This is a genomic window from Leisingera sp. SA215 (genome assembly GCF_055902035.1).
On record NZ_JBVVXU010000035.1, the window covers coordinates 1 to 23,910 of the forward strand.

The 23,910-nt window shown below is 58.5% G+C and carries 20 protein-coding genes and 1 pseudogene; 15 read left to right on the top strand and 6 right to left on the bottom strand.

Features of this window, described 5'->3' with window-relative positions; translation table 11 throughout:
* The 3 genes from AC0KW6_RS20890 to AC0KW6_RS20900 all read left to right on the top strand — a co-directional run.
* Positions 1 to 430, top strand: a 430-nt coding sequence (locus AC0KW6_RS20890; RefSeq protein WP_474035970.1) for an IS5 family transposase, incomplete at its 5' end; no start/stop codon positions are given.
* Positions 431 to 532: 102 nt separating this feature from the next.
* A complete protein-coding gene (locus AC0KW6_RS20895; protein WP_474035971.1) occupies positions 533 to 1,561 on the top strand; it encodes an IS110 family RNA-guided transposase in 1,029 nt (342 codons plus the stop codon).
* Positions 1,562 to 1,949: 388 nt separating this feature from the next.
* A complete protein-coding gene (locus AC0KW6_RS20900) occupies positions 1,950 to 3,041 on the top strand; it encodes an IS630 family transposase (protein WP_474035972.1) in 1,092 nt (363 codons plus the stop codon).
* Between the two features lie 59 nt (positions 3,042 to 3,100).
* On the opposite strand, the gene AC0KW6_RS20905 is transcribed toward AC0KW6_RS20900, so the two are convergent.
* The 5 genes from AC0KW6_RS20905 to lhpI all read right to left on the bottom strand — a co-directional run bounded on the left by AC0KW6_RS20905 (position 3,101) and on the right by lhpI (position 7,871).
* The gene (locus tag AC0KW6_RS20905; RefSeq protein WP_474035973.1) at positions 3,101 to 3,679 is read right to left on the bottom strand and encodes a GNAT family N-acetyltransferase; all 579 of its coding nucleotides are present in this window, start codon (positions 3,677 to 3,679) and stop codon (positions 3,101 to 3,103) included.
* The gene (locus tag AC0KW6_RS20910; RefSeq protein ID WP_474035974.1) at positions 3,621 to 4,541 is read right to left on the bottom strand and encodes a GlxA family transcriptional regulator; all 921 of its coding nucleotides are present in this window, start codon (positions 4,539 to 4,541) and stop codon (positions 3,621 to 3,623) included. Before AC0KW6_RS20910 ends, AC0KW6_RS20905 begins: the two co-directional genes overlap by 59 nt.
* A gap of 154 nt (positions 4,542 to 4,695) precedes the next feature.
* Positions 4,696 to 5,721, bottom strand: a complete 1,026-nt coding sequence (locus AC0KW6_RS20915; protein WP_474035975.1) for a succinylglutamate desuccinylase/aspartoacylase family protein — start codon at positions 5,719 to 5,721, stop codon at positions 4,696 to 4,698.
* A gap of 18 nt (positions 5,722 to 5,739) precedes the next feature.
* A complete protein-coding gene (locus AC0KW6_RS20920; RefSeq protein WP_474035976.1) occupies positions 5,740 to 6,924 on the bottom strand; it encodes an aminotransferase-like domain-containing protein in 1,185 nt (394 codons plus the stop codon).
* A 17-nt stretch (positions 6,925 to 6,941) separates the two neighbouring features.
* Positions 6,942 to 7,871 carry a bifunctional Delta(1)-pyrroline-2-carboxylate/Delta(1)-piperideine-2-carboxylate reductase gene (gene lhpI, locus AC0KW6_RS20925; protein ID WP_474035977.1) on the bottom strand — a complete coding sequence of 310 codons (930 nt, stop codon included), beginning with the start codon at positions 7,869 to 7,871 and terminating at the stop codon, positions 6,942 to 6,944.
* A 377-nt stretch (positions 7,872 to 8,248) separates the two neighbouring features.
* Between lhpI and AC0KW6_RS20930 the strand changes: the two genes are divergently transcribed.
* The 9 genes and pseudogenes from AC0KW6_RS20930 to AC0KW6_RS20970 all read left to right on the top strand — a co-directional run bounded on the left by AC0KW6_RS20930 (position 8,249) and on the right by AC0KW6_RS20970 (position 17,743).
* Positions 8,249 to 9,412 carry a M24 family metallopeptidase gene (locus AC0KW6_RS20930; protein WP_474035978.1) on the top strand — a complete coding sequence of 388 codons (1,164 nt, stop codon included), beginning with the start codon at positions 8,249 to 8,251 and terminating at the stop codon, positions 9,410 to 9,412.
* 144 nt (positions 9,413 to 9,556) lie between these two features.
* Positions 9,557 to 10,414 carry an ectoine/hydroxyectoine ABC transporter substrate-binding protein EhuB gene (gene ehuB / locus AC0KW6_RS20935; RefSeq protein ID WP_474035979.1) on the top strand — a complete coding sequence of 286 codons (858 nt, stop codon included), beginning with the start codon at positions 9,557 to 9,559 and terminating at the stop codon, positions 10,412 to 10,414.
* Between the two features lie 56 nt (positions 10,415 to 10,470).
* Positions 10,471 to 11,193 carry an ectoine/hydroxyectoine ABC transporter permease subunit EhuC gene (gene ehuC / locus AC0KW6_RS20940; RefSeq protein WP_474035980.1) on the top strand — a complete coding sequence of 241 codons (723 nt, stop codon included), beginning with the start codon at positions 10,471 to 10,473 and terminating at the stop codon, positions 11,191 to 11,193.
* 3 nt (positions 11,194 to 11,196) lie between these two features.
* The gene (gene ehuD, locus AC0KW6_RS20945) at positions 11,197 to 11,862 is read left to right on the top strand and encodes an ectoine/hydroxyectoine ABC transporter permease subunit EhuD (RefSeq protein WP_474035981.1); all 666 of its coding nucleotides are present in this window, start codon (positions 11,197 to 11,199) and stop codon (positions 11,860 to 11,862) included.
* Between the two features lie 8 nt (positions 11,863 to 11,870).
* Complete coding sequence (ehuA, locus tag AC0KW6_RS20950; RefSeq protein WP_474035982.1) at positions 11,871 to 12,635, top strand: ectoine/hydroxyectoine ABC transporter ATP-binding protein EhuA; 765 nt, start codon at positions 11,871 to 11,873, stop codon at positions 12,633 to 12,635.
* A complete protein-coding gene (locus tag AC0KW6_RS20955; protein WP_474035983.1) occupies positions 12,632 to 14,038 on the top strand; it encodes an amidase family protein in 1,407 nt (468 codons plus the stop codon). Before ehuA ends, AC0KW6_RS20955 begins: the two co-directional genes overlap by 4 nt.
* 12 nt (positions 14,039 to 14,050) lie before the next feature.
* Entirely contained in the window at positions 14,051 to 14,755 is a 705-nt protein-coding gene (locus AC0KW6_RS20960; protein ID WP_474035984.1) for a GntR family transcriptional regulator, read from the top strand.
* Between the two features lie 26 nt (positions 14,756 to 14,781).
* Positions 14,782 to 16,425 carry a choline dehydrogenase gene (locus AC0KW6_RS20965; protein WP_474035985.1) on the top strand — a complete coding sequence of 548 codons (1,644 nt, stop codon included), beginning with the start codon at positions 14,782 to 14,784 and terminating at the stop codon, positions 16,423 to 16,425.
* Positions 16,426 to 17,030: 605 nt separating this feature from the next.
* Positions 17,031 to 17,743, top strand: a pseudogene (locus AC0KW6_RS20970) (IS6 family transposase).
* A 323-nt stretch (positions 17,744 to 18,066) separates the two neighbouring features.
* On the opposite strand, the gene AC0KW6_RS20975 reads toward AC0KW6_RS20970, so the two are convergent.
* Positions 18,067 to 18,993, bottom strand: coding sequence for an IS110 family RNA-guided transposase (locus AC0KW6_RS20975; RefSeq protein ID WP_474035986.1), 927 nt, complete (start codon positions 18,991 to 18,993; stop codon positions 18,067 to 18,069).
* A 639-nt stretch (positions 18,994 to 19,632) separates the two neighbouring features.
* On the opposite strand from AC0KW6_RS20975, the gene AC0KW6_RS20980 reads away from it, so the two are divergent.
* The 3 genes from AC0KW6_RS20980 to mobF form a co-directional block, all read left to right on the top strand.
* Entirely contained in the window at positions 19,633 to 20,067 is a 435-nt protein-coding gene (locus tag AC0KW6_RS20980; RefSeq protein ID WP_474035987.1) for a hypothetical protein, read from the top strand.
* 306 nt (positions 20,068 to 20,373) lie between these two features.
* Positions 20,374 to 22,674, top strand: a complete 2,301-nt coding sequence (locus tag AC0KW6_RS20985) for a type IV secretion system DNA-binding domain-containing protein (protein WP_474035988.1) — start codon at positions 20,374 to 20,376, stop codon at positions 22,672 to 22,674.
* Position 22,675: 1 nt separating this feature from the next.
* On the top strand, positions 22,676 to 23,910 hold a 1,235-nt coding region (mobF, locus tag AC0KW6_RS20990), incomplete at its 3' end, for a MobF family relaxase (RefSeq protein ID WP_474035989.1).

Sequence of the window (23,910 nt, forward strand, 5' to 3'; positions counted from 1 at the left end):
AGGGGGGCGTGGACGCCTGATTGGACGTACCAAAGGCGGCATGAACACCAAATTGCATGCCATTTGCGACAGCCAGGGGCGCCCGCTGAACCTGTTTGTGACCGCAGGGCAGGTGAGCGATTATATCGGCGCACGGGCGCTGCTCAGCAGCCTCCCAAGCGTCGATTGGTTGCTCGGGGACCGAGGCTATGACGCCGACTGGTTCCGAGAGGCGTTACAAGACAAAGGGATACGCGCCTGCATCCCCGGCCGAAAGCAACGCAAGATCCCGGTCAAATTCGACAAGCGCCGATACAGATGGCGCAACCGGATCGAGATCATGTTCGGCAGGCTTAAGGATTGGCGGCGCGTGGCAACCCGATACGACCGATGCCCCAAGGTCTTCCTCTCAGCCATCGCCCTCGCCGCAACCGTCATTTATTGGCTATGAGATGCCGTAACGGGGCCTGCGTCACGCACCGCCGTTGCCACTTGCCATATCAGCACCGCGCTGTCGCCATTCCCGTAATGAACCTAGATGGAGGATGACGGGATGAAGTTGTTTGTTGGATTGGATGTATCGCTATCGAAGACCTCGGTCTGCGTGATCAGCGAGCACGGCAAGATCATCAAAGAGGCTGAGACTGAAAGCGAACCCGAGGTTCTGACGCGCTGGCTCGACGATCTGGACGGCAGCATCGCGGCAATCGGTCTGGAGGCTGGGCCACTGTCGCAATGGCTGCATCGAGGGCTGACCGAAGCTGGCCTTGGTGCGGTTCTCATGGAAACGCGGCAGGTGAAAGGAGCGCTGAAAGCAATGCCGATCAAGACGGACCGTCGGGATGCCGAAGGGATTGCGCGCCTTCTCCACCTCGGCTGGTTCCGTCCGGTTCACTGTAAGTCGGTATCGGCTCAGGAAGTCCGCGCTGTTCTCGGCGCCCGGAAAGCCATTCAACAGGGCATGCTCGCATTGGAAATGTCGCTGCGTGGACTGCTACGAAACTTCGGTCTGAAGGTCGGTGCGATCTCTCGCGGTAGATTTGAGGCGCGCATTCGGCAATTGGCGGTTGGCAATCCAATGTTGGTAACTGCGACAGCACCTATGCTGCGGGCCAGAGAATCTCTACGACAGGAACTGGCTGGTCTCGAAAAGCGCGTGCGCCAGTATGCCGGAGACGATGCAGTATGCCGTCGTCTCATGACAATGCCGGGGATCGGTGCAGTCGTAGCGCTGACCTTCCGCGCAGCTGTCGATGATCCGGCCCGCTTTCGGTCTTCGAAGAGGGTTGGTCCTTGGGTTGGCTTGACGCCCTCACGCAACCAGTCCGGTGAACGGGATGTGTCAGGCGGCATCACCAAAGCCGGAGACGTCAATCTGAGGCGAGCATTATGCCAGGCAGCAACCGTCATGATGAACCGTGGCCGATCGACATGGCTGAGAACATGGGGAGCTCAGCTCGCGCAGCGGCGCGGTCGTAAAATCGCGATGGTCGCTCTCGCACGCCGCATCGCGGTCATTCTTCATCGTATTTGGGTAGATGGCACAACTTTCCAGTCAGCTGCGGCGCCGAACACTGTCTGACAGGATGATACCCCACCCGTTGCCTGCCTGATTGCAGGCTTTCGAGGTCCCGCAGGGACGTGGTTCCGATGATGCCGTGGTCTGGACTGTCGCTGACTTCCGTCAAGTACGCCTATGAGATGGGCACATCGGAATTACATCGAACCAGCATCATGTTGGCAGCCGCCGCGCTGACCACGAACCGAAGCATGTACCCCAAGGACCTCAGCCGAAAGCCGCGACAGAAGCCAAGACGGGCACCAAGAATATCAAAGAAACCGCTATGGCGGATCAATCGTCTTGCGCAAAACCGCTTGACTGGGACGCCCCCGTTACCGAAGTCCTGACCCTAGTGTTCGCCACCTGACACAAGATTCCCAGCGTCTGCAAGATGTGCCATATTCGGCGCATGAGACGTTCTGACATCTGCCTTTACCTTGGCCCCGCTGACCGCGCCGAACTTCAAGCTTTGATCCGCGACCGCAACACGCCGCGCAAGCTCGCCTGGCGGGCCGAGATCGTGCTGGCGACGGCGGATGGTCAGGGCACCTTCGCGATCATGCGACGGACTGGCATGTCGAAGCCGACGGTCTGGCGCTGGCAGGAGCGGTATCTCGATGAAGGCGTTGCAGGCCTCAAGCGTGACAAGACGCGGCCCTCGCGCGTGCCGCCGCTGCCTATGGAAACAAGGCTGAAAGTGATTGCCAAGACAGTGCAGGAAACCCCGCCCAATGCGACGCACTGGAGCCGCGCGTTGATGGCCGGAGCCATGGGCATCTCGCCGTCGAGCGTCGGCCGCATCTGGGCGGAAGCAGGCTTGAAGCCACATCTTACGAAGGGGTTCAAAGTCTCGAACGACCCGATGTTCGAGGAGAAGGTCACCGATATCGTCGGGCTTTATCTCGATCCGCCAGACCGGGCTGTGGTGCTCTGCGTTGACGAGAAATCCCAGATCCAGGCGCTGGACCGCACCCAGCCCGGGCTGCTGCTAAAGAAGGGCCGCGCGGCCACAATGACCCATGATTATAAGCGCTATGGAACGACCACGCTGTTCGCCGCGCTGGATGTGAAGTCGGGCAAGGTCATCGGCGATTGTATGCCGCGCCATCGTGCGAAAGAGTTCCTGAAATTCCTGCGCCAGATCGACAAGACCGTGCCTGCGCGGCGCGACGTGCATCTGGTTCTCGACAATTACGCCACCCACAAGACGCCCGAGGTGAAGGCCTGGCTGGACAAGCACCCGCGCTTTAAGCTGCATTTCACGCCGACCAGCGCATCCTGGCTGAACCTTGTGGAGCGTTTCTTTGCCGAGATCACATCAAGGCGCATCCGACGCGGCAGCTATTCCAGCGTCGATGATCTGGAGGCCGCGATCTATGACTATCTCGCGCAGCACAACGAGACGCCCAAGCTCTTCAGGTGGACAAAGAGCGCAGAGGATATCCTTGCCCGCGAACGCCGCGCACTCGGCGCGCTGGATGAAATCCGGGGAAACAGGTAGGAAGTGTCAGACTCGGAACACTAGCGCGAGTTCCAGGGGTCATCGTGGGGCGGGCCCGGCTAATTATCCTGACCCACTTTTCGAGCCATTCTGAAAGTTGTTACAACTGTGTATCCTGTGTGCACCCTGCCGCCCGTAATGCAGAAGCCCAATGCCCTAAACTTTTCCTGATTTTCCTTCAGAGTTGTTCGCGTTTCCAAAACAAGGCGCGCTTTTCCGCATTGGATGGCCCAATCAGCGGCTCTGTCCATCATTTGACGCGCAAGCCCTTTACCTTGAGACCCCTCGTCGATGGCAAATCGGCCCAGAAACAACTCATTCTCTAGTTCTTTCATGAACAAGCAACCAATAATTCGGCTGCCTTCTTTGACTATCATGAGATTTTCTTGGGAAGAACGCTTCGCAAGGTCGGCGGCGTTGCAACTGTAGACGGTACTTGGTGGATCAACCTTACCGATCGTATGGGAAAAGGCTCTGCGCAGAAAATCAAGCAGATCGCCCCAATCCACAAATCCCTCAGGATTTATTAAGATCTCCTGCGATGCAGGAGTTAACCGCGCGGCTTTAAAGGTGAGCCTATTAGTGACGGGTTGCTCCCGGCTGGTGGTGGGAATGGTATTCGATTGGAGCAATGCCATACTTCCTTTTGAAGCTTCGCGCAAAGGTAGTGGTGCTGGAATAGCCGCAAGCGGCAGAAATGACCGGCAGAGGGTAGTCAGTCTCGTTGAGCAGTTTGCGTCCGCGCTCCAGCCGCAGGTCACGGTAGTAGCGGCCCGGCGTATGCCCGGTGTGAGTGGTGAACAGCCGCTCCATGTGACGACGCGAGACCGCAGTGCGATGCGCCACCTCCTCAAGGGGCAGCGGATCTTCCAGATTCTCGGCCATGATGCTGACGGCTTTAACCAGACGCGGGCTACGGCTGCCCAATACATAGGAAAGTGAGCTTTGCGGGCGCTCCCGGTCGCTGCGCAGGCCGGAGTGGACGCACATGTCCGAGACCGTGCGGGCAAAGCGCTGACTGTGGTGGCCGGCGATCAGGTGCAGCGACAGATCCAGGGCCGCGGTGCCACCGCTGCAGGTCAGGATCTGACCATCGGCGCAGAACAGCTGGTCCAATGGTTCCAGCTCCGGAAAACGCTCACAAAAACCCAGCCGGTCCTCCCAATGCAGGGTGAAGGTCCGGGATTTCAGCAGGCCTGCCTCGGCCAACAGTCCGGTGCCGCTGGAAATTGCACCGACGGTGCCGCCAAACCGCGCCTTGCGACGTAACCAGTTAACCGCTAGGGCTTGCGTGGAGTGCTGCACAGCAGGGCCAGCCACTATGAGGGAATAGTCGGCCTGCGGCTGAATGGAGAGCGGCCCGTCAACCGCCAGCTCGGTGCCGTTGGAACAGGTTACACTGCCGCCGTCTTTCGACAAGGTGTGCCAAGAATAAATCGGCCGCGAAGCCAGTTGGTTAGCGATCCGTAAAGGTTCGATCGCCGAGCTGAAACTGAGCATGGAGGCGCCGGGCAGAAGGAAAAACGCAAAGGACTTTTGCGGAAGAACCCGGGGGAGAGAGAGGGTGGGCGCCTGCCCGCAGCCTTTGCCAGGTCCGGCGCTTCCAGCTGTGCACGGCCCCAAGGAGCCTCGGGACCGTGCAGAGAGTTTTGGATCAGCCTTCATAGTCGCTGAGGGTGAAGAAGAGCGTGTCGCCGATTTCACACAGGGCCGGGGTGCGCTTGCAGAACACCACACCACCCTTGTTGAAGTGCAGCTCTTCCGGCTTTTCCCACGGCTCCTTCAGATTCCAAATGTAGCCTGCAAGCTGGCCGTCCTCGACTACGTCGCCCAGGTTGACCACCGGCTCAAACATACCGTCCTTGCCTGCAAAGATGTAGTGGTCGCCGGTCTGCATCGCCTTGAGAGACACTTTGTGCTCGGGGTCAGGCAAGTGCTCGTCCTTGGTGAAGACGCCCAGTTCGCGAAGGCAGCGCTTCATGCCGTTGAAGCCGAATTCGCGGATCCAGGGACGGATCTTGCCGGCACCGCCCAGCTCGGTCGAGAGGTAAATTTTGTCCAACGGGAGGATCTCGCCCGACAGGGTTGTCTCATGAACCCGGTCGCCGACGACACCAAGCGGCGCACCGAACAGCTCCAGGAACTTCATCTGCATTGCGTCCTTCTGGGCGTCACCCATCAGGCGGATTTTGACAGACGGGTGGTGGTCTATGGATTTGCCGGCCGAGTGCAGGTCAAAGAACGCATCGCCGCGCGGCACTATTTGATTGGTGATGTACCAGGCGATCATTTCGGTCGGGGAGCCGTACTGGTTGCCTGGGAACATCCGATTCAAGTTTGCTTCGCCGGTCCAGTCCAGCGGCGAGGTGCGGCGGCCGGCATAGAAGGCCGGCGCGTTGGCTGCTGGCAGGAAGATGATCTGGCCTTTGATGTCCTCGGGCTCCAGCTCCTGATAAAGGCCGTTGCATATCGACACGCCTTCGTATTCGTCGCCGTGGTTGGCGCCGATCACCACGGCCACCGGGCCGTCGCCGTTCTTGATCGACATGATCGGCATCGGCAGCCAACCATAGGCAGAGCGGTCCGAGGAGAACTGGATGCGCACGTAGCCGTGCTGCTTGCCTTCAGCGTCTAGATTGATCTCGCAGCTGGGGGCGAGAGAAACTTTGGGGCAGGGCATGAGAGTATTCCTTTTGCTTTATGCTGCTTGTGCTTGGGACTGGAGTTTACGCCACGCGGCACCGAGCTTGGCGATGCCGTCTTTAATTTCGTCCACCGTGATGAAGCTGTAGGCCATGCGGATACAGTTTCCGGGATCGTCATCGGGAAAGCTGAGACGGCCGGAGGACACTTCGACTCCCTCTTTGATGCCCAGTTCCACCAGCCGCTCGGCATCGGTACCTTCGGGCAGGCTGGCCCACAGGAAATAGCCGCCATGCGGGGCGCGGATTTTGGCTTCAGGAATGTGTTCGGCGAAGGCCTCGATCATTGCATCGCGGTGGATGCGCATCTGGCGGATCATTTCGTCGATGTGATGCGCCATCTTGTTCGACTGCATCAGTTGAACGACAATCCGTTGCGCAAAGGCGTTGGAGCCGCCATCTGCTTTCTGCATCGCCATGCGTCGGATCACGTCGGCGTCGCCGATGGCCCAGCCGACGCGCAGGCCGGGAGCGAGGATCTTGGACACGGTGCCGAGGCTAATGACATGGCCGGTTGTGTCCATCGACTTGATTGACGGGATTACCTCGCCTTCGAACCGGATGCGGCGGTAAGGGTCGTCTTCGCAGATAACGAAATTGTAGCGCTTCGCCAGCTCCAGCATCTTCTTGCGCCGCGCGTGCGAAGTTGTGATGCCGGTCGGGTTGTGGAAATCTGGCACGTCGAACAGCAGCTTGGGCATCTGTTCGGCGTTGTTTTCCATCCGTCGGAGTTTTACCTCCAACTCGTCGGTGCAGAAGCCTTCCTCATCCTGACCGATGTCCAGGAAGCGCACGTTATGGGTGCGCATGATGTGGATGGCGGTCATATAAGTCGGGCGGGTGACGATCACGGTGTCGCCAGCTTCGCAGAAGGTCCGAAGGGCCAAGTCAAAGGCGCTTTTGGAGCCGTAGGTAACCAGCACGTTTTTACGGGAGGCCTTGATTCCGTCCTCGGCTACGAAGTTGCAGATCTCGTCACGCAGATCGTCCAATCCCATCAGCGGAGCGTACTGCATGGCCTCTTCGCGCAGTGGGCCGACGGCCTCAGTTGCCTCGCGAACCACGTCGGGCAGGCAGGGCGGGTAGGCGGCGCCAGAGTTCAGGGCAATTGTGCCCGGGGCGTGGTCGAACACCGATTTGCCAAGAATGGCAGAGCGGCGGGCAAATCTGAAATCGGTCATTATCTTTCCATTCAGTTTCAGGATGCGGCGGCCATGCGGGCGGCGACAAAATCTTCAATCGCAGCCCCCACGGATTTGAAAACGGTGATCTGGCTGTCTGAGCGGCGCGGCTTCGCCTCGCCTCGGCAGAGCTCGGCCATGTCGCCAACGATATCGGCGCGGCTGATAGCGCCTTCGGCCAGCGGCTGGGTGATATCCCCGGCCTCGGCTATGGCGCCGTCATAGGTATCGACGATGATGCCGCCTGTAGCGCGTTTGAGCGCCTCACTGTCAGCCTCGCGCATATCTGTTGTGAAGCCGCCGACCAGATCCAGGTGCGTGCCGTCCTTCAGCAACGCGCCTTTGATCAGCGGCTCATTTGCAAGGGTGGCGGCGGCGACCACATCTGCTTCGGCCAATGCAGCGTCAAGATCGGTGGCAACAGTAACCGCCTCGTCAAAATGACTGGCCAGCGATTGGGCTTGTTCGGAACGGCGGGCCCAGATCTTGACTGTTTCATAGTCGCGCACAGCGCGGTGGGCGGAAATCAGATTGCCAGCAATGGTGCCGGCGCCCACAATCAGTAGAGATCTTGCGTTCTTGCGCGCCATCAGATCGGCTGCGAGGGCAGAAGTGGCGGCGGTGCGCCGGGCGGTCAGTTCACCGCCTTCCATTACGGCCTCGGCCTGACCTGTCACGGCGTCGAATACCATCACGCTGGCATTCACCGCGGGAAGATTCCGGGCCGAGTTGCCGGGTGCGATGAACAGGATTTTCACTGCCAGCTTGCCGCCCCTCTCCCAGGCCGGCATCGCTAGGAATGTGGCGTCCGGCTCTCCGGGAACTGGCACAGTGTGCGCGGTACGCAAGGGTTGCGAGACGCCTTTAGCAAAAGCTTGCTTGAGCTCAGCAATCAGTGTCGGCCAGGGCAGTGCGGCCTTCATGTCGCTGTCTGAAAAAAGTTTCAACTGGCTATCTCCCGCTGCTGACTTCAGCAACAATATATTATCTAGTATTAAAGAGAGTCAAGCGTCGTGACGAACTGGGGAAGGATCCCGGTTTAGCCCTGTGCAGCAAGGCCGGACAGCGGGCATTCGCGGCTCCGAGTGGGATGCCCTTTTAGAATCAGCGATGCCATTCTGCAGAAAAATCGCACGATTCTTGTGGGTGGCGTCGGAAATGAGCTCTGGCCCGCCCCGCTCAAAAATTAACGGAACAGCCCTGTTTTGTTGGGAAATCGCTTCTGCACAGGCATCATTCCCACCCGGTTTGTAGAAATTTCTTGCTCAAGACAATATATTATCTAGTATGATACTACGCAAATACAACTCGTGTAAGGTACGACATGACAGCTCCATATGCAGATTTCACCAAAGAAGAGTTCGAAGCGCGCTACGCCAAAACCCGTGCTCTGATGGCCGAGAAGAACCTCGACGCCATGCTGATCACCGAACGTCTGAACTATCAATATTACACCGGCCACCGCTCCGAGCAGTGCGCCGTAGACAAGATCCGCTCCTACATGTTCATCCTGCCCAAGGATGGCGACCCGACTCTGATCACCATGCCGTTCGAAGTGGCGCAGGTGGAGCAGACCTCCTTCATCACCGACATCCGCACAACCGGCGGACTGATGGGCCATCCGGAGTTTATCATTGGGGTGCTGAAGGATCTGGGCCTTTCCAAAGCCCGCATCGGCGCCGAACTGGGCCGCGAGCAGTATCTAGGCATTTCCTACCTGGGCCTGCAGGAAGTGATGAAGGGCCTGCCCGAGGCGCAGTTCATCGACGCTGCTGATATCATCCTGAAGGTGCGCAACGTGAAATCGCCGAAGGAGATCGAATACCTCCGCCGCGCCTCGATCATCTCGGCCGAAGCGCAGAAGAAGACTTTCCAGGAGGTGCGCGCGGGTATGACCGAAAACGAGGTCGCCCAGATCCTGCGCCAGAACCTGATTGCCAACGGCGCCGAGAAGATCTCGCTTCTGTGCGTGCTGTCGGGTGCGAATGAAAAAGGCATTGTGCTGCTGCCCACCGACCGGGTTATCCAGAAAGGCGAGACCCTCGGGTTCGACGTGGGTGTCAGCTACAGGGGCTATTGGTCGGACCTGGCCCGGACTGCCTCGATCGGCAAGCCGTCGGATGCGCTTAGCGAATTCTACACCTGGGCCATGCAGCTGCGCCATGACTGCAACATGCAGCTGACCGCGGGCAACACCCCGGCGCATGTGATCGAAGTGGTCGACAAATACCTTTCCGAACGGGGCCTCAAGACAATGGGCGTTGGCCGGGTCGGCCACGGCGTCGGCATCGAGACCACCGAATACCCGTCGCTGGCGGCGTTTGAGGACATCACCTTTGAGGTTGGCAATGTCTTTGCCTGCAACCCGAACTTCTCAAATGAGCTGGGCTTCATCAACGCCGAGGACAATTGGGCGGTGACGACCGGTGAGCCGGACCTGCTGTCGGCCCCTGTCGCCGAATGGGAGATCCCGGTGATCGAAGCTTGAGGGTGAACTTCAATGGATTGGTGCCACGGCAGACCTGTGGCACCGCAACCAAAGAGATCTGGCAGCAGCGGAAGTGAATCACGGATGCAGTATGCCGCTAATCAAAACCAAGTATGATCTCAATATAAGATAGGGAGAAAAATCATGGCACTCAACAAGCTCCGCAGAACTATGCTGAAAGGCGCCATGGCGGCCGCCGTAGCAGTGGTGCCTGCGGTCGCAGCCCACGCTGAAAACCTAATGGATCGCGCCATGGGCGACGGACTGCGTGTGGCCTTCTACAACTTCAAGCCATATGCCTACAAGGATGACAGTGGCAAACTCACCGGTACTGATGTCGAGACGCTGAGAATCGTTTTGGACCGGATGGGAGCAAAAATAGCATCAACCGGGAGCGTAGACTGGGGCGCGCTGATCCCAGGTGTCAAGGCTGAACGCTTTGATGTGGTCGCCGCTGGAATGTTCGTAACGCCCAAGCGTTGTGCAGCAGTGCGATTTTCAGAACCAACTTTTGGCATCTTGCAAGGGATGGTCGTCTTAAAAGGCAATCCCGAGGGTATCACTAACTATGAAACAATTGCCCAGAAAGGTCTCGCGGTTGGAGTAGTTTCCGGTTCAGCTCAGACGGGTTATGCCAAGGATGCCGGCGTGGAGGACAGCAAGATTATGACGCTTCCAGATAATCCGACTGGGGTTGCCGCATTGAAGGCCGGCCGAATATCAGCTTGGGCAGTTTCCAGTCCGGGAGTACGGGAAATTATCGAAAAGACTTCGGCTGACGGCCTTGAACCCACCGCCCCGTTTTCGAAAGTTGCTGGCAAGGTTGCAGTATCGCATGGTGCTTTCGCCTTCCGACCAGAGGACTCTGATTTTGTTGAAGCGTTCAATGTGGAGTTGAAGGAGTTCATCGGGTCTCCAGAGCACCTTGAGTTGTTGCAGCAGCATGGCATGACGGAAGATGAATTGCCGATCAGTACTACTGCGGAACTCTGCAGCAAGTAAAACAAAGGCGGCGCCGACAGGAAAGTTGGTGCCGCAATTAGGATGGAGAGGGCCAGATGGTACCAAGAATTGCCATTGCCATAGGCTTGGCTGCCTTTCTGGCGGGTTTGGCTACGGCAACTTTCGCTGAGCTGAGGGTGTTCTTGCCCGCTATATTAAAAGGGGCGGTAATCACCGTTCAGATCTCAGTGCTGTCCTGGATCGTCTTTATAGCGATGTCGCTGATTGCAGGGATAGCACGCGCAAAAGCCGCAGGGCCTGTGCGTTGGCTGGCGATCGGCTATATTGAGATCTTTCGCGGCACGTCACTGCTGGTAATCTTGTTCTGGCTTTTCTTCGTGCTGCCAGAATTCGGTGTCACCATGTCACCTGTTCTGGCGGGCGTGCTGGGCATTGGGCTAAACTTTGGTGCTTACGGCGCCGAAATTGCACGCGGCGCTATTGGTGCGGTTCCGAAGGGGCAAACGGAAGCCACTATTGCCTTGAACATTACATCTTGGAACCGGGTGGTACGGATTGTCCTCCCGCAAGCCATTGCAATTATGATTCCAGGCATGGTCAACCTGACCATTGAGCTGATCAAGGCAACCGCGCTGGTCTCAGCCGTGACGCTGGTCGATATTACCTATGCCAGCGTCCAGCAGAACCAGCTGCATTTCCGCACTGTGGAAATCTTTGCGGTTACGCTCATGCTTTATTATTGTTTTGCCCAGTTCGTGCGCTTCGGTGGTGACGCTCTGGAAGAACGTTTCTCACGCCACCTAAGCAAGAGGGTCTGAGCCATGGACTGGAATTGGGATTTCACATTCGACGTGGTGCTACCCAAGATGTGGGAAGCGGCTGGAGTCACAGTCTGGGCAACGATTGCGAGCTTTTCCCTGGCGTTGATCGGCGGACTTGTTCTGATGCTTTTGAAAACGAACCGCTCGCCTTGGATAAGTAAACCTGCGACGGAAATTATCGAGTTCATCCGGGCAACCCCTCTGTTGGTGCAGATTTTCTTTCTGTTCTTCCTGCTGCCAGACTTCGGCATCACTCTACCACCGCTAACCACTGGTATTCTGGCTATTGCTATCTACAATTCAGCCCTCTGCGCCGAAGTCTATCGAGCTGGTTTCCAAGCAGTTCCACGCGGACAGTGGGAGGCCAGCATTGCGCTTAATCTCTCGACCTACCGCACTTACCGGGATGTGATCATTCCGCAGTCTTTGCCGCCGATCGTACCTGCATTGGGCAATTACCTGGTGGCAATTTTCAAGGAAACACCGCTGCTGTCATTTGTGGCAGTGGCAGAAATTATGCAAATTTCCAAGCTGATCGGAGCGGAGTACTACCGCTTTACCGAAGCTGTCACCATTGCCGGGATCTTTTTCCTGGTGATGAGTTTCATCGCAGCATATCTGATCCGCCTGGTTGAGAACTATGTCAAGAGGAGCATCCTGCATTGACCCATCCCATGATTCAATTCGACAAAGTGCTCAAAGCCTACGGCAAGCTGCAAGTGCTGAAAGATCTCGATTTTAGCGTTGATAAAGGGGAGGTGGTTTCGATCATCGGCCCGTCCGGTTCCGGCAAGACAACGGTGCTGCGAGTGCTGATGACGCTTGAGGGCATCCAGGACGGAACCATGTATGTGGATGGCGAACCACTGAACCGAATGGAGAAAAACGGCGCGCTGGTCGATGCCAGCAAGGCGCATGTGCGCCGAATCCGCTCGAAGCTCGGTATGGTGTTTCAGAATTTTAACCTCTTTCCGCATATGACAGCGCTGGAAAACTGTATCGAAGCGCCGGTTTACACTCTGGGCCAGTCTAAGACGGAGGCGAAGGCAGAGGCGATGCGTCTGTTGACAATGGTGGGACTGGCAGACAAGGTCGGTCACTATCCCAGCCAGCTTTCTGGTGGTCAGCAACAGCGTGTTGCAATCGCTCGGGCGCTGGCCATGCACCCCGAAATCCTGCTTTTTGATGAACCAACCTCGGCGCTTGATCCGGAAATGGTAGGGGAAGTCTTGGAGGTAATCCGAGATCTGGCCAAGTCCGGCCGCTACACCATTCTTCTGGTCACTCATCAGATGGGGTTTGCAAGGGAAGTTTCAGACCGCGTGTGCTTCTTTGATGGCGGCCGCATGGTCGAGCAGGGTGTACCGAACCAACTGTTTGACAATCCGCAGAACGCACGCCTGCAACAGTTCTTATCCAAAGTGCTTGAGGCCGGATGAACATGGCAATGGCGGTGCGAAATCCCCTGCCGGACGATGTATGGCCGGATGCGGTGGCACTGCGCCAGGCGCTGGCGCAAGGATCGGTTACCGCGCGTGGCGCACTGGAGGCTTGTTTCTCGGCCATCGACCGGCGCAATGGCCTGGTGAGGGCGGTGATCTATCAAGACCGGAGTGGTGCCCAGGCGGCTGCCGAGGCCTGCGATGCAGCATCTGAGCCCATCGGGCCGCTTCATGGGGTGCCGGTTACCGTGAAAGAGTGCTTTGATTGGCAAGGTCATCCGACCACTTGGGGTGACCCGGCACGGGAAGGTGAGCTTGCAAAAGAGGATTCCGCGGTTGTGGCGACGCTGAAGCAAGCAGGAGCCATCATTCTGGGCAAGACCAATATCCCGCCCTATTTATCCGATTGGGAAACAGCTAACCCCTTGTTTGGTGCCACGCGCCACCCCTTTGATCCGGAGCGTAGTGCGGGCGGCTCGTCCGGCGGTTCTGCGGCGGCTGTGGCTGCTGGAATGTCCTATATAGACATCGGCAGCGACCAGGGCGGATCAATCCGTCTTCCGGCGCACAACTGTGGTATTCATGGACTGAAGCCAAGTTGGGGGCGAATTTCCTTACGCGGCCACAGTCCGCTCTCAGAGTTGCGTGAACCGGATATCGGCGCCGCGGGCCCGCTCGCGCGATCGGCCAGGGATGTTGCGCTAGCCTATTCTGTACTGAGCGGAGATGCGGAAGGCGAGCTGTTCGATACCAGCTCACTACGCATTGCAGTGCTTCCTGATTTGGTCGGTTGCCCTATAGACGACGTCTATCGAGCGGCCATTAAACAGTTTGCCAAGCGTTTGCGGGCTGCTGGTATCGATGTGACAGATACTGGACCGAAGATTGATTTCACCCGTGCAACCGAGCTTATGAATCTGCTGGTACGGGCGGAAACGTCTCGCAACGCTGAGCTGGTTGAAGAGTTCCGGGACCGGCAAAGGGGAGGCGTCCCGCAAGGGACCTATGCGGCGCTGAATGCCCGTGGCAACAGTCTCAGTCACCGCGATTGGCTGGTACTGCATGAGGAGCGACTACAGCTACGCCGAAAGCTGGAGGGTTTCTTTACGGAGTATGATTTGCTGCTATGTCCCGCGGCAGCCGGGCCGGCTGCTCCATTACGGCCGGATTGCGATGTCACCGTCCGCACGGTTCCGGTAAATGGCCGTGAGGAAGCTATCCTCGAACAGCATATGCTGCATATGCTGGGCAGCCTGTGCTATCTGCCTGCGCATGTGATGCCAATAAAAATGCTGCCTTCCGGATTGCCGGTCGGTATTCAACTAATTGGCGCTTTCGGCCGGGATCGGATGGTTTTGGCTGCGGCAGAGGCTCTGTGCGGTCTCGAAATTGATACATAGGTGGGGTGGATCATGAAACAATTTCTAAATTATGGTGATGGCCCTAAAGCTATCTATGAAGTTCTGAAGCAGCGGATCATTGCAGGCGAATTGAAGGCGGGTGAAGAGCTGAAGATCATGCCGCTGGCGAAAGAAATGGGAATCTCCATCGTACCATTGCGCGAGGCGATCCGGATGCTGGCCGCCGAAAGCCTGGTTGAGTTACGTCCCCGCCGTAGCCCGATCATCGCGCGAATGAACGAACTTGAGTTGATCGAGATGAACCAGATCCGCGGTGCGTTGGAGCCGATTGTGTTAGCGGATGCAGTACCACGCCACGCTAATGACACTATAACGGCATGTGCAGCACTGCTTGAGCAGGATGAACGCTCGACCGACTTGTGGGAGAAAGTGGAGCTGAACCGGCGGTTTCACCTCGCGTTGCTGGAGCCGTCGCCCATGAAGCGTTCGCTTGCCATTATCAAAGACCAGTATGATGGAATTGCCCGGATCACTCAGTTTCGAGTGGTTGACCGTAGCCAGATGATTGGAAAACACAATTTCGAGCATGAGGCCATTCTGGATGCCGTTCGTTTGGCCAACGTCGAAAAGGCAGTGGTCCTGATGTCCCGACACATTGACCAGTCCACAGTTCGTGCGAAACGAGAGCTTAGTCAATTCACGGAAGCGGATCCGCAGTCAGGGCCGTCTACGCCTGCCACAGCGGCCAAGAGCTGAAAAGGCTAAAATAGGGAAGACAACTGATGAATACCTGCGATTATGTGGTGGTTGGATCCGGCAGTGCCGGGGCCATCATTGCTGCACGGCTTGCAGAAGACCCTTCTGTTTCCGTACTGCTGTTGGAGGCAGGGAAGAGGGATAGCAGCCCCTTGTTCCATATTCCGGCGGCTATGCGATACGCCTATAATGCTCAAAAGTACAACTGGAATTATGAAACAGAACCAGAGCCCTACCTGAATAACCGGGTGCTGGTTCAGCCGCGGGGCAAGGTGTTGGGAGGGTCCAGTTCAATCAATGGCCAGCTCTACCTGCGCGGACATCCGATGGACTACGAAGGCTGGGCTGAAGCGGGCGCCAAGGGCTGGTCATATGCTGATGTGCTGCCCTATTTTAAACGGCTGGAAACTCGTGTGGACGGCGCCAGTGACTACCGTGGCAGCGAGGGCCGGATCCGCGCCTCTACCATGGGTGCTGACAACCCGCTAACCCAGGCCTTCCTGCGGGCTGCCAGCGAGGCCGGCTACCTGCGCACCGATGATGTGAATGGCGGCCAGCAAGATGGCTTTGGGCTGCTGCCAAAGAACGTCGCTGACGGCCGCCGCTCCTCGACTGCGCAATGTTACCTGCGCAATCCTCCAGCGAACCTGGTCATTAACACGGATTGCCATGTGCGCAGTATCATTTTGTCAGGGCGCAGGGCCACCGGTGTCCGGATGGTGAAGTCCGGGCAGGAAGTCATGATCAAGGCGAAGCGCGAGGTGATCCTGTCGGCGGGGGCCTTCAATAGCCCGATGATCCTGATGCATTCCGGTATCGGGCCCGCCGCGCAACTTCGTGAACACGGCATCGAAGTGGTTCATGATCTGCCTGGGGTTGGTGAAAACCTAATGGATCACCCGCTGACCTCGCTGCAGGTGTCCTGCACCCAGCCAGTGACGCTCTACCAACACCTGAACTTGCTCTCGCAGGCCAAAGGTGTCGTGGACTGGCTGCTGACCCGAAAGGGGCTGCTGGCCAACAATCATTTCGATGCTGTGGGTTTCATCCGGACCAAGGCCGGGGTGCGTTTTCCCAACCTGCAGATTGCCTTGTTCCAGATCGCTGTTGCCGAAGGCTCGGCAGACTTCATAAAACAGCACGCCTTCCAGCTGCAATTCTCCAACCAGCGCCCGCAAAGCCGCGGCTATGTACGGCTAGCCTCAAACGATCCGTTTGCACCGCCGCGTATCCGCTATAATCTGCTGGAACACCCCGAGGATGTGGAGGAGCTGAAAGCAGGCTTCCGGCTCAGCCGACAACTTCTGCAGCAACCATCCCTGGCGGCCTTTTCCGGCGAGGAAATTTTCCCCGGCGCACAGGTGCAAAGCGATGCTGAACTGGAGAAATGGCTCCGGGAAACCTGCCATTCCTCGTACCATCCCAGCGGTACTTGCAAGATGGGTACCGATCCAATGGCCGTAGTGGATCCGGAATGCAGGGTTTATGGTATCGAAGGGTTGCGGGTGGCAGATGCCTCCATAATGCCCATCATTCCTTCAGCCAACCTCAACTGTCCGGCCATGATGATTGGCGAGAAAGCAGCAGATATGATTGCAGACAAAGACCCGCTGCCGCCGTCAAACCTGCCCTATTACAGAGATCCGAACTGGGAGAGCTCCCAACGGTAGGCAAGAAAGAGGGCGCCCCTGGGTGGGCCCTTTCCAGTTGGGGAGTTTCCAGCGCTAATGCGCAAACGCCGTAAGCCGGGGGAAGAGATACTCCTGTAGTGCGGCCTCACCGCCGAAGCAGCCAGGGCCGCAGAGGTGGCCCCGGTTTTTCGACCAGTTTCCCGCCGGGTTAAGCGACAGCATGGGTTTCATGTCAGGCGGCGGCTTTCAGAGTCTGGGGTGGCGTATCATAGGCCTTGGTCGGAGTCAGCAGCCCGTGCGATGAGTGCGGGCGTTTTTCATTGTGACGTGCCCCCCGCTGGTCCCTCGGTCATAAGGAGAGTCTGCGGGTTTTATTTTGGTAGTCGTCGGTTTCGGGCTTGGCAAGCGCGGCGGGCGCGGAGCCCTCAAATAGCTCAAGCGGGCGTTGATGATGTGACCGCCCCCCGACGGCATCAATGTGCCAAGGTGGGTCTGCAACGATCCACAAAGGAGAGCGGTCATGTCAGAGATTATCACGGTCGGGCTCGATCTGGCGAAGAATGTGTTTCAGGCCCACGGGGCAGATAGAGCGGGGCAGGCATTGTCAGGTTGTTGAAGCTTACATGCCCGGTTACTCTCCGGCCATGCTGAATATTGAAGATTTGTCCCGGATCAAAGGCTTCCGGTTTCCGCGGAGCGTCATTGGCTACACTGTATGGGCCTACCATCGGTTCGCCCTGAGCCTGCGTGACGTCGAGGACCTTTTGGCGGAACGCGGTGTCACAGTTTCGTACGAGACGATCCGTGACTGGGTGAACCGGTTCGGCTCCAGTTTGCCGCCAAAGTACGCCGAGACCGTCCGGCGCCGGCCGGCAAATGGCATCTCGATGAAGTCGTGATCCGTATCAAGGGTCGAACGCACTGGCTTTGGCGCGCCGTTGATGCCAATGGCGATGTGCTCGATATCCTGGTTCAATCGCGCCGCAATAAGGCCGCCGCCCAGCGTTTTCTGCGCAAACTCATGAAACGGTGGGGCCAGCCTCGTGTCCTCGTGACGGATAAGCTGCGATCCTACGGCGCGGCCAAGGCGGAGATCGCACCCGGAATCGAACACCGCCAGCACAAAGGGCTGAACAACCGGAGCGAAGCGTCCCATCGGCACACTCGACGGCGCGAAAAAATCATGGGGCGTTTCAAGTCCCTCCGCCAGGCACAGCGATTTCTATCCGTGCACGATCAGACCGCCAGCTTGTTTCGCCCCAAACGCCATCGCCTGATTGCCGGAGATCACCAAAAGGTTCGGTTGCGACTCAACAACCTGACAATGCCAATGCGATTCTTCTTCTTGCAGGTATAAGTTCAAGCGGCAAATAGCGGGACTGAGCTATGGCTGAATCTGGTGTTTGGGCGGTTTGAAAGCTGGCGGTGGGTAGTGCCCCATCCCGTTATCTAATCGCCATGGTCAAGAGCTGATATCTCTACGGTTCATCCTGCGTGCCGGGCTCTTTGGTTCTCTCCGCGGTCATCGCATGGGGCGCCGCATGTTTGCATTCAGGGTTGGGTGGATCGAAGTGGTGTACGCGGTCTTTGCCGCAGTTGTGGGGGCGATCTCACCCTCGCTGCGCGTCCCGGCTGGACGCATTCCGTTTCGCTGAGGATCAGCGGGGTTTCAGGTCTTCCTCATGCCATGGCCTCCTCCCGGAACGGCGTGTTCGTGCGCCACATGGCGTGCAGCGTGACGGCCAGCTTTCTCGCCAGTGCGACCTTCGCCTTTCTTGGGCCTGTCCGTTCGGCAATCGCTTTGGCCCAGCTGCGCAGGCCCGTGTCGCCAAGATTCCGACAGAAGATCGCGTTGGCTGCCTCGTAGAGGCATTTCCTCGTGAACCTGTCCCCGCGCCTGGAGACCCGGCCGTTGCGGCTGATCTCGCCGGATTCGTAACGCCTCGGGGTCAGCCCGAGATAGGCACCCGCGCTGGACGAGCGCCGGAAGCGAGATGCGTCATCAAAGGCCGAGACAACCGCCATGGCCGTGATCGGCCCAACTCCGGGCGCTGTCATCAGAAGTCGGGCAGTAGCATGCCGCCTGGCAATTGCCCGGATCCGACTGTCGAGAGCTGCGATGTGGGAAAGGATGTCGCGTCTGGCCTGCATCAGAGCTTCGAAGATCGGGACGAGTTCCGGGGAGACCGCCAGCTCGCCTCGGATGATTTCCTCGGCCCGGCGCTTGAACCCGCCAACCCGCTTGCCGAACATCACGCCGAAGGTCTTCAGCAGCCCCCTGATCTCGTTCTCCAGCTTGACGCGCATACCGACAAGCGCCTCACGCGCCGTCAACATCGCCCGGTTGACGTAAGCTTCGTGGCTCTTGATCTGCACGGCCTTGAACCAGCCAGTTCGCACGATCTGGGCGAGGCCGCGGGCATCATGGCGGTCTGTCTTGTTCGGGAACAGCTCGAGTTGAGTCGTCGAGACCTCTGCATGAGGGGCAGATTTTTTGCACGATGCAGTGATTTGACCATCCTGTCTGGCCCGCTGGCGTTTCAGCGGGCGCGAGGAGGGTGTCTTTGGGTTTATGCGATCGCCGGAGTTTGTTGGTTGCCCTGCCACCGGGAGGACCCCGACGGCAACGGGAGGCCGGAATGATGAGCGACAACCATCTTGGCCGCTGCCAAGGAGGTTGACGCCCTACACCGGAAGCAGAGACTGCGTAAAAGCGCTCCGAAAAAAGCGAGAAAATATGGCCTCTGGTAAATGCTCTTATAGCGAGTTTTGAAGATGCCGATCCGCCCTGGACAGAAATGGTGAGGGCGAAATGCTCAACCCCCTGACTTTATTGGATTCAGATCCTTTTATTGCCGTTTTGACCGGGGTCAGATTGGCAGGTTTCGCAGAACTTCCGAATGCTCTAAGGAAAGAAAACCAGAATTTCAAACCTGACAACTGCCGCTAAAACTGTACTGCCAATGGGAACACAAAGCCGTATTTCGGGTCACTCCGGCTGCGCCCTGGAGACAACCTCTCGCCCAAGTGCCGGGATCAGCAGGGCAGGGCCGCGCCCAGCCGCATCTCCACGGTTTCACTATTCCCGGTCCTAACTCTGGTCTCCGTGTTTCGGAGACCAGAACTTTCTGCCGCGGGGAATTGCATGTGCATCCGGCTAAATTGACAGGACACGAGCGCGTGCAACCCGCCAACGGCTGCTGAAGCCCACCGCAATATCCTCCCGGAAAAGAGGAACCCACGAGCATGAATTTCAAGCACTTTATCTCCGCCATCTTCGCTGCAACGGCGCTTTCCGGCTGCCTGAATGACGGCTCCGTGCCGGACAAGCACGCAATTACCTTCGATAAACCTGTTCCGGCGGGCGGACCGTCCAAGTCCCAGGGTTTGGCGGCCCTGCGCCAATGGCTGATTGCCAATGTTCCTGAAGGCGATACCGCCAAGAATGTGAGCGTCGGGCCGGTCCGCTATGCGGCCGTCCTGTGGCCGTTCCCGGAAAAGGATTTCTTCGTCTGCGCCCGGTTCACCGCCAAGAACCGTTTTGGGACATACGAGCCGCCGCAAAACGTCCTGATGACCATGCGCGTCTATGACCCCGCAAAGGGCTGGGAACCCGCGCTGGTCAAAGGCGTGGAGCATGATGCGTACCGGCAGTATTGCACCGGCCAGCCGCATGCCTGAGCTGGAAAACCTCATGCGTCACGCGAAGCCGCCATAGAGGTGCAGCGGGTCACAGTTAGGTCAGTAATACTGACTTATTTAACATAAGTATGATTATAGCGCAGATCGCTCACAGCGCGGCCCGGTGGTACATCCGGGCCGCGGCACCCCGGCTTTTGCCGAATGAATTCAGGAACTTCGAGGTGCCGCAGTGTCCTGAGTCTTGGGATCACTCTTGCGGCTAAGGAACGAGGGACTACGCCCATGCGCAATAAAGGACATACCCAGCTTGTCAGAGGCGGTCAGACAACACAACACTGGACCCGTATGGCCACCCAGGTGCTCAAGTACAGCATCTCGATGGCCGCTGCGGCTTTCTCCATCAGCTTTCTGATCCTGGTCACAAAGAATTACGAGCTGAAAAAGGTACGGCTCACCGGCATCTACTGGATTGCAGAGTTCAACGTCGAACAGCGCGGCACTGAACAGCGGGAACTGCACTACTTGGACCTCGACGGGCAGCGCATGACGCGTACTGCAGGCCAGATCTATGCAGACCCCGGCCTGCGCGCGATCTATGACCTCTACGCAGCCAATGCCTGGCGTTTCCTCTATATCTCGCTGCTGCCCGCCGCTGCGGCCTTCATCATCGTTTTTGCCGTCTTTGCGCTGGTGGGCCGCTCCCTGAAAGAGGAAGAGCACATCCGGGGCGCCCGGCTGGTCACCGCCAAGGAGCTGAAAGCCTGGTCAAAGCGGAAGTGGCGCGAATACGAAAAGCGCTTTGGCAGGGGCTCCAAGACTGGCCCCCGCTACACGCTGGCCGGGATCGAGTTTCCCCCCAATGCGGTGGAAGCGCAGATCGGCATCACCGGCACCGTCGGCGTTGGCAAGACCAATGCCATGCACGAGTTGCTGAACACCATCCGCGCGGCTGACGGCCGCGCCATCATCTATGACCGAATGGGCGGCCTGCTGCGCGACCATTACGACCCGGAAAAAGACATCATCCTCAACCCCTTCGATGAGCGCTCCGTGGGCTGGTCGCCGTTCAACGAGGTGGTGTCACCGGAAGGCTTTGCGCAGATCGCCGAGGTGATGATCCCGGATCAGCAAGGTTCCTTGGACAGTTTCTGGACCCAATCCGCCCGGCTTGTCTTCCTGTACGCCGCCCGTGAGCTGGCAAGGGCCGGAAAGACCACCAACGCTGACCTGCGCAAGGCCATCATGAACATTCCTTCCGATGAACTGGGCAAGCTGGTGGCTGCGACGCCCGGCACGCATTTCTTCGGAGAGCATGTTGCCAAAACCTCCGGCTCGATCCGCGCCAACATGATCACCGAGCTGCGGTTCCTGGAATACCTGCGCGATGATGCCGAACCCTTCTCGATCCGCGACTGGGTTGTGAATGACCGGCCCGGCTTTGTGTTCCTGACCGGCAACGCCGAACAGTCGGCCGCGGTGCGCAACATCGTCTCGACGGTCTTTGAGGTGGCCGCCAACGCGCTGATGACCACTGAGGAAAGCCGCGACCCCAAGGTCTGGTTTTTCCTCGATGAGGTGCCGACCCTGAACAAGATGCCCTTCCTGCCCAAGAGCCTGGCGGAAATCCGGCAGTTCGGCGGCGCCTTCGTCGTCGGTTACCAGGTGTTTGCCCAGCTGGAGGATATCTACGGCGACAAGGCTGCGGAGACCATTTCCGGCGTCCTGAACAACCGGGTTGTGTTCAACACCCCCGATTACAACACCGCGCAGCGCTCCTCCCGCTCCCTAGGCGAGGAGGATGTGATCGAGCAGCAGGAAAACATCACCTTGGGCGCCCATGACACCCGCGACGGCGTGGGCATTGTCGGCCGCCGCACCCAGCGCGCGATTGTCACCCCGGCGGAAATCCAGTCCCTGCCCCAGTTCGTGGCCTATTTCCGCCCGGCCTATGACGCCCCGACCGCCAGGGTGCGCTTTGAGCCGGTGCCGACCATCGCCACCGCGGAAAAATTCATCCCGTACAAGGGCAACGGCTTCGATGCGGGCGGAATGCAGGTCGCCGCCGTGAATGTGGAGATTGAAGAGGGTGAGGCCGCGGAAGAGGGCTTTGCCTCGCTGAAACCCGAAGAACAGAAGGCCGAATTTTTCCGCTTTCTGGACCGCGTACGCCCTGAAGGTGCGTCGCAGATCGAGAATCCCGCCAACACCTCTGAACGGGACTGGTACTGGCAGCACTTTGCCACTGCCCGGGTGCGCGGCCGCGATGTGAAAGAGATCGGCCCGCCGGACCCCTATGCCGGATTCGCGGGCAACGGCACCGCCAAGACCCGTGAAACCGCAGCGCTCCCCTACCCCGGCACTGCCCCGGCTCAGCCGAAACCCGGCCCGGCACCGTCGCCGGAGGTTCCGGTCCGGAAACCTGCCCCGGCTGCAGCACCGCCAGAGGATGATCTGGGCACTGCGCCGGGTGGAACGCCGGAGACGCCCGCCCTGCCCCTTTCCGTCCGCGCGCATCCGGCCTTCGGCCAGGCGCATACGGACCGGAAGACCCCTCAGCGCCCGGCGGCGCCGGAAAAGGCTCCCGCCAAAACATCCGCCGCCAGCGCCTTGCTGGCGGTGGAAACCACCATCCGGGGAGTGAAGTGACATGTTGTCGATTTCAAACGTCTCGGCCGGGGCAGCTGCCAGCGGCTATTACAAACAGGAAGGCTATTACAAAGCGGGAACCGAGGAAGGCGAACGCGCGGCCACCTGGTTCGGCAAGGCCGCGGAGGAAAACGGTCTGAGCGGCTTTGTCGATGACAGGCACTTTGCACAGCTGCTCGATGGTGAAGCACCGGACGGCAAGCTGATGGGCCGCTATGTGGACGGCGAACGCCAGCACCGCCCCGGCCTTGACCTTACCTTTTCTGCGTCCAAGTCGGCTTCAGTGGCCGCCCTGGTGATTGGCGACAAACGCATTATTGAGGCCCATGACGCCGCAGTGCGCGCGGCTATGACAGTGGTGGAAGAGCGGTTTATCAAAACGCGTTTCCAGCAGGACGGGGAAATCGTCACTAAAAACGGGGAAGGTATTATTGCGGGAATTTACCGGCACGATACCTCCCGCGCGCTTGATCCGAATTTGCACAGCCACGCCGTCATTGCCAATATGGTCAAAAACGAAAACGGCGGATACTCGGCAATCCGGAATGAAGCCGTATACAAAAATCAGAAACTGATCACTGAAATATACCGATCCGATTTTGAGAACCGGGTGGCTGACCTGGGCATTGCCACGGAACGCGGGAGATTTGGAGAAGTGAATATCTCCGGAATTTCCCCGGAAGTGACCGAAGCCTTTTCCAAGCGGCGGCAGGAAATTCTCAATGCCCTCGACAAAAAGGGAATGGATGTTTCGCCGGAAACAGCGAGCAAAGCGGCATTGGCCACCCGTGCGGCCAAGCACAAAAATCTGGACCGGGACGCGCTGCGGGAAACCTGGCGCGCAGACGCACTCGCAGCCGGTCTTGGCCGGGATCAGCTGGACCTTGGCCGGGTGGGTCACGCAGCCCCGCAGCCCGTAATACCGCTCGACCAGCAGCGCCCGATCGACCCCCTTGCGGAAACCGGCCAGCCAACTGGAATGTTCGAAAAGGCAAAGTCCATGCTGTCCAGTGCCGCAGCCGTGGCTCGCGTGGAGACTGACCCCAGGCAGGCCGTTAACCGCGCCGTCGAGCACATCAGTGAACGGGAGTCCGCCTACAGCAGGGCAGATCTCACGGTGGCCGCAATGCACTTCGCTTACCGCTCAGACTTCAAGGCGGTGGACGCAGAAATCAACCGGCAGATCAAAGCTGGCCGGCTCTTCGAAAGCGGCGAGGACGGGCAGATCCTGACAGA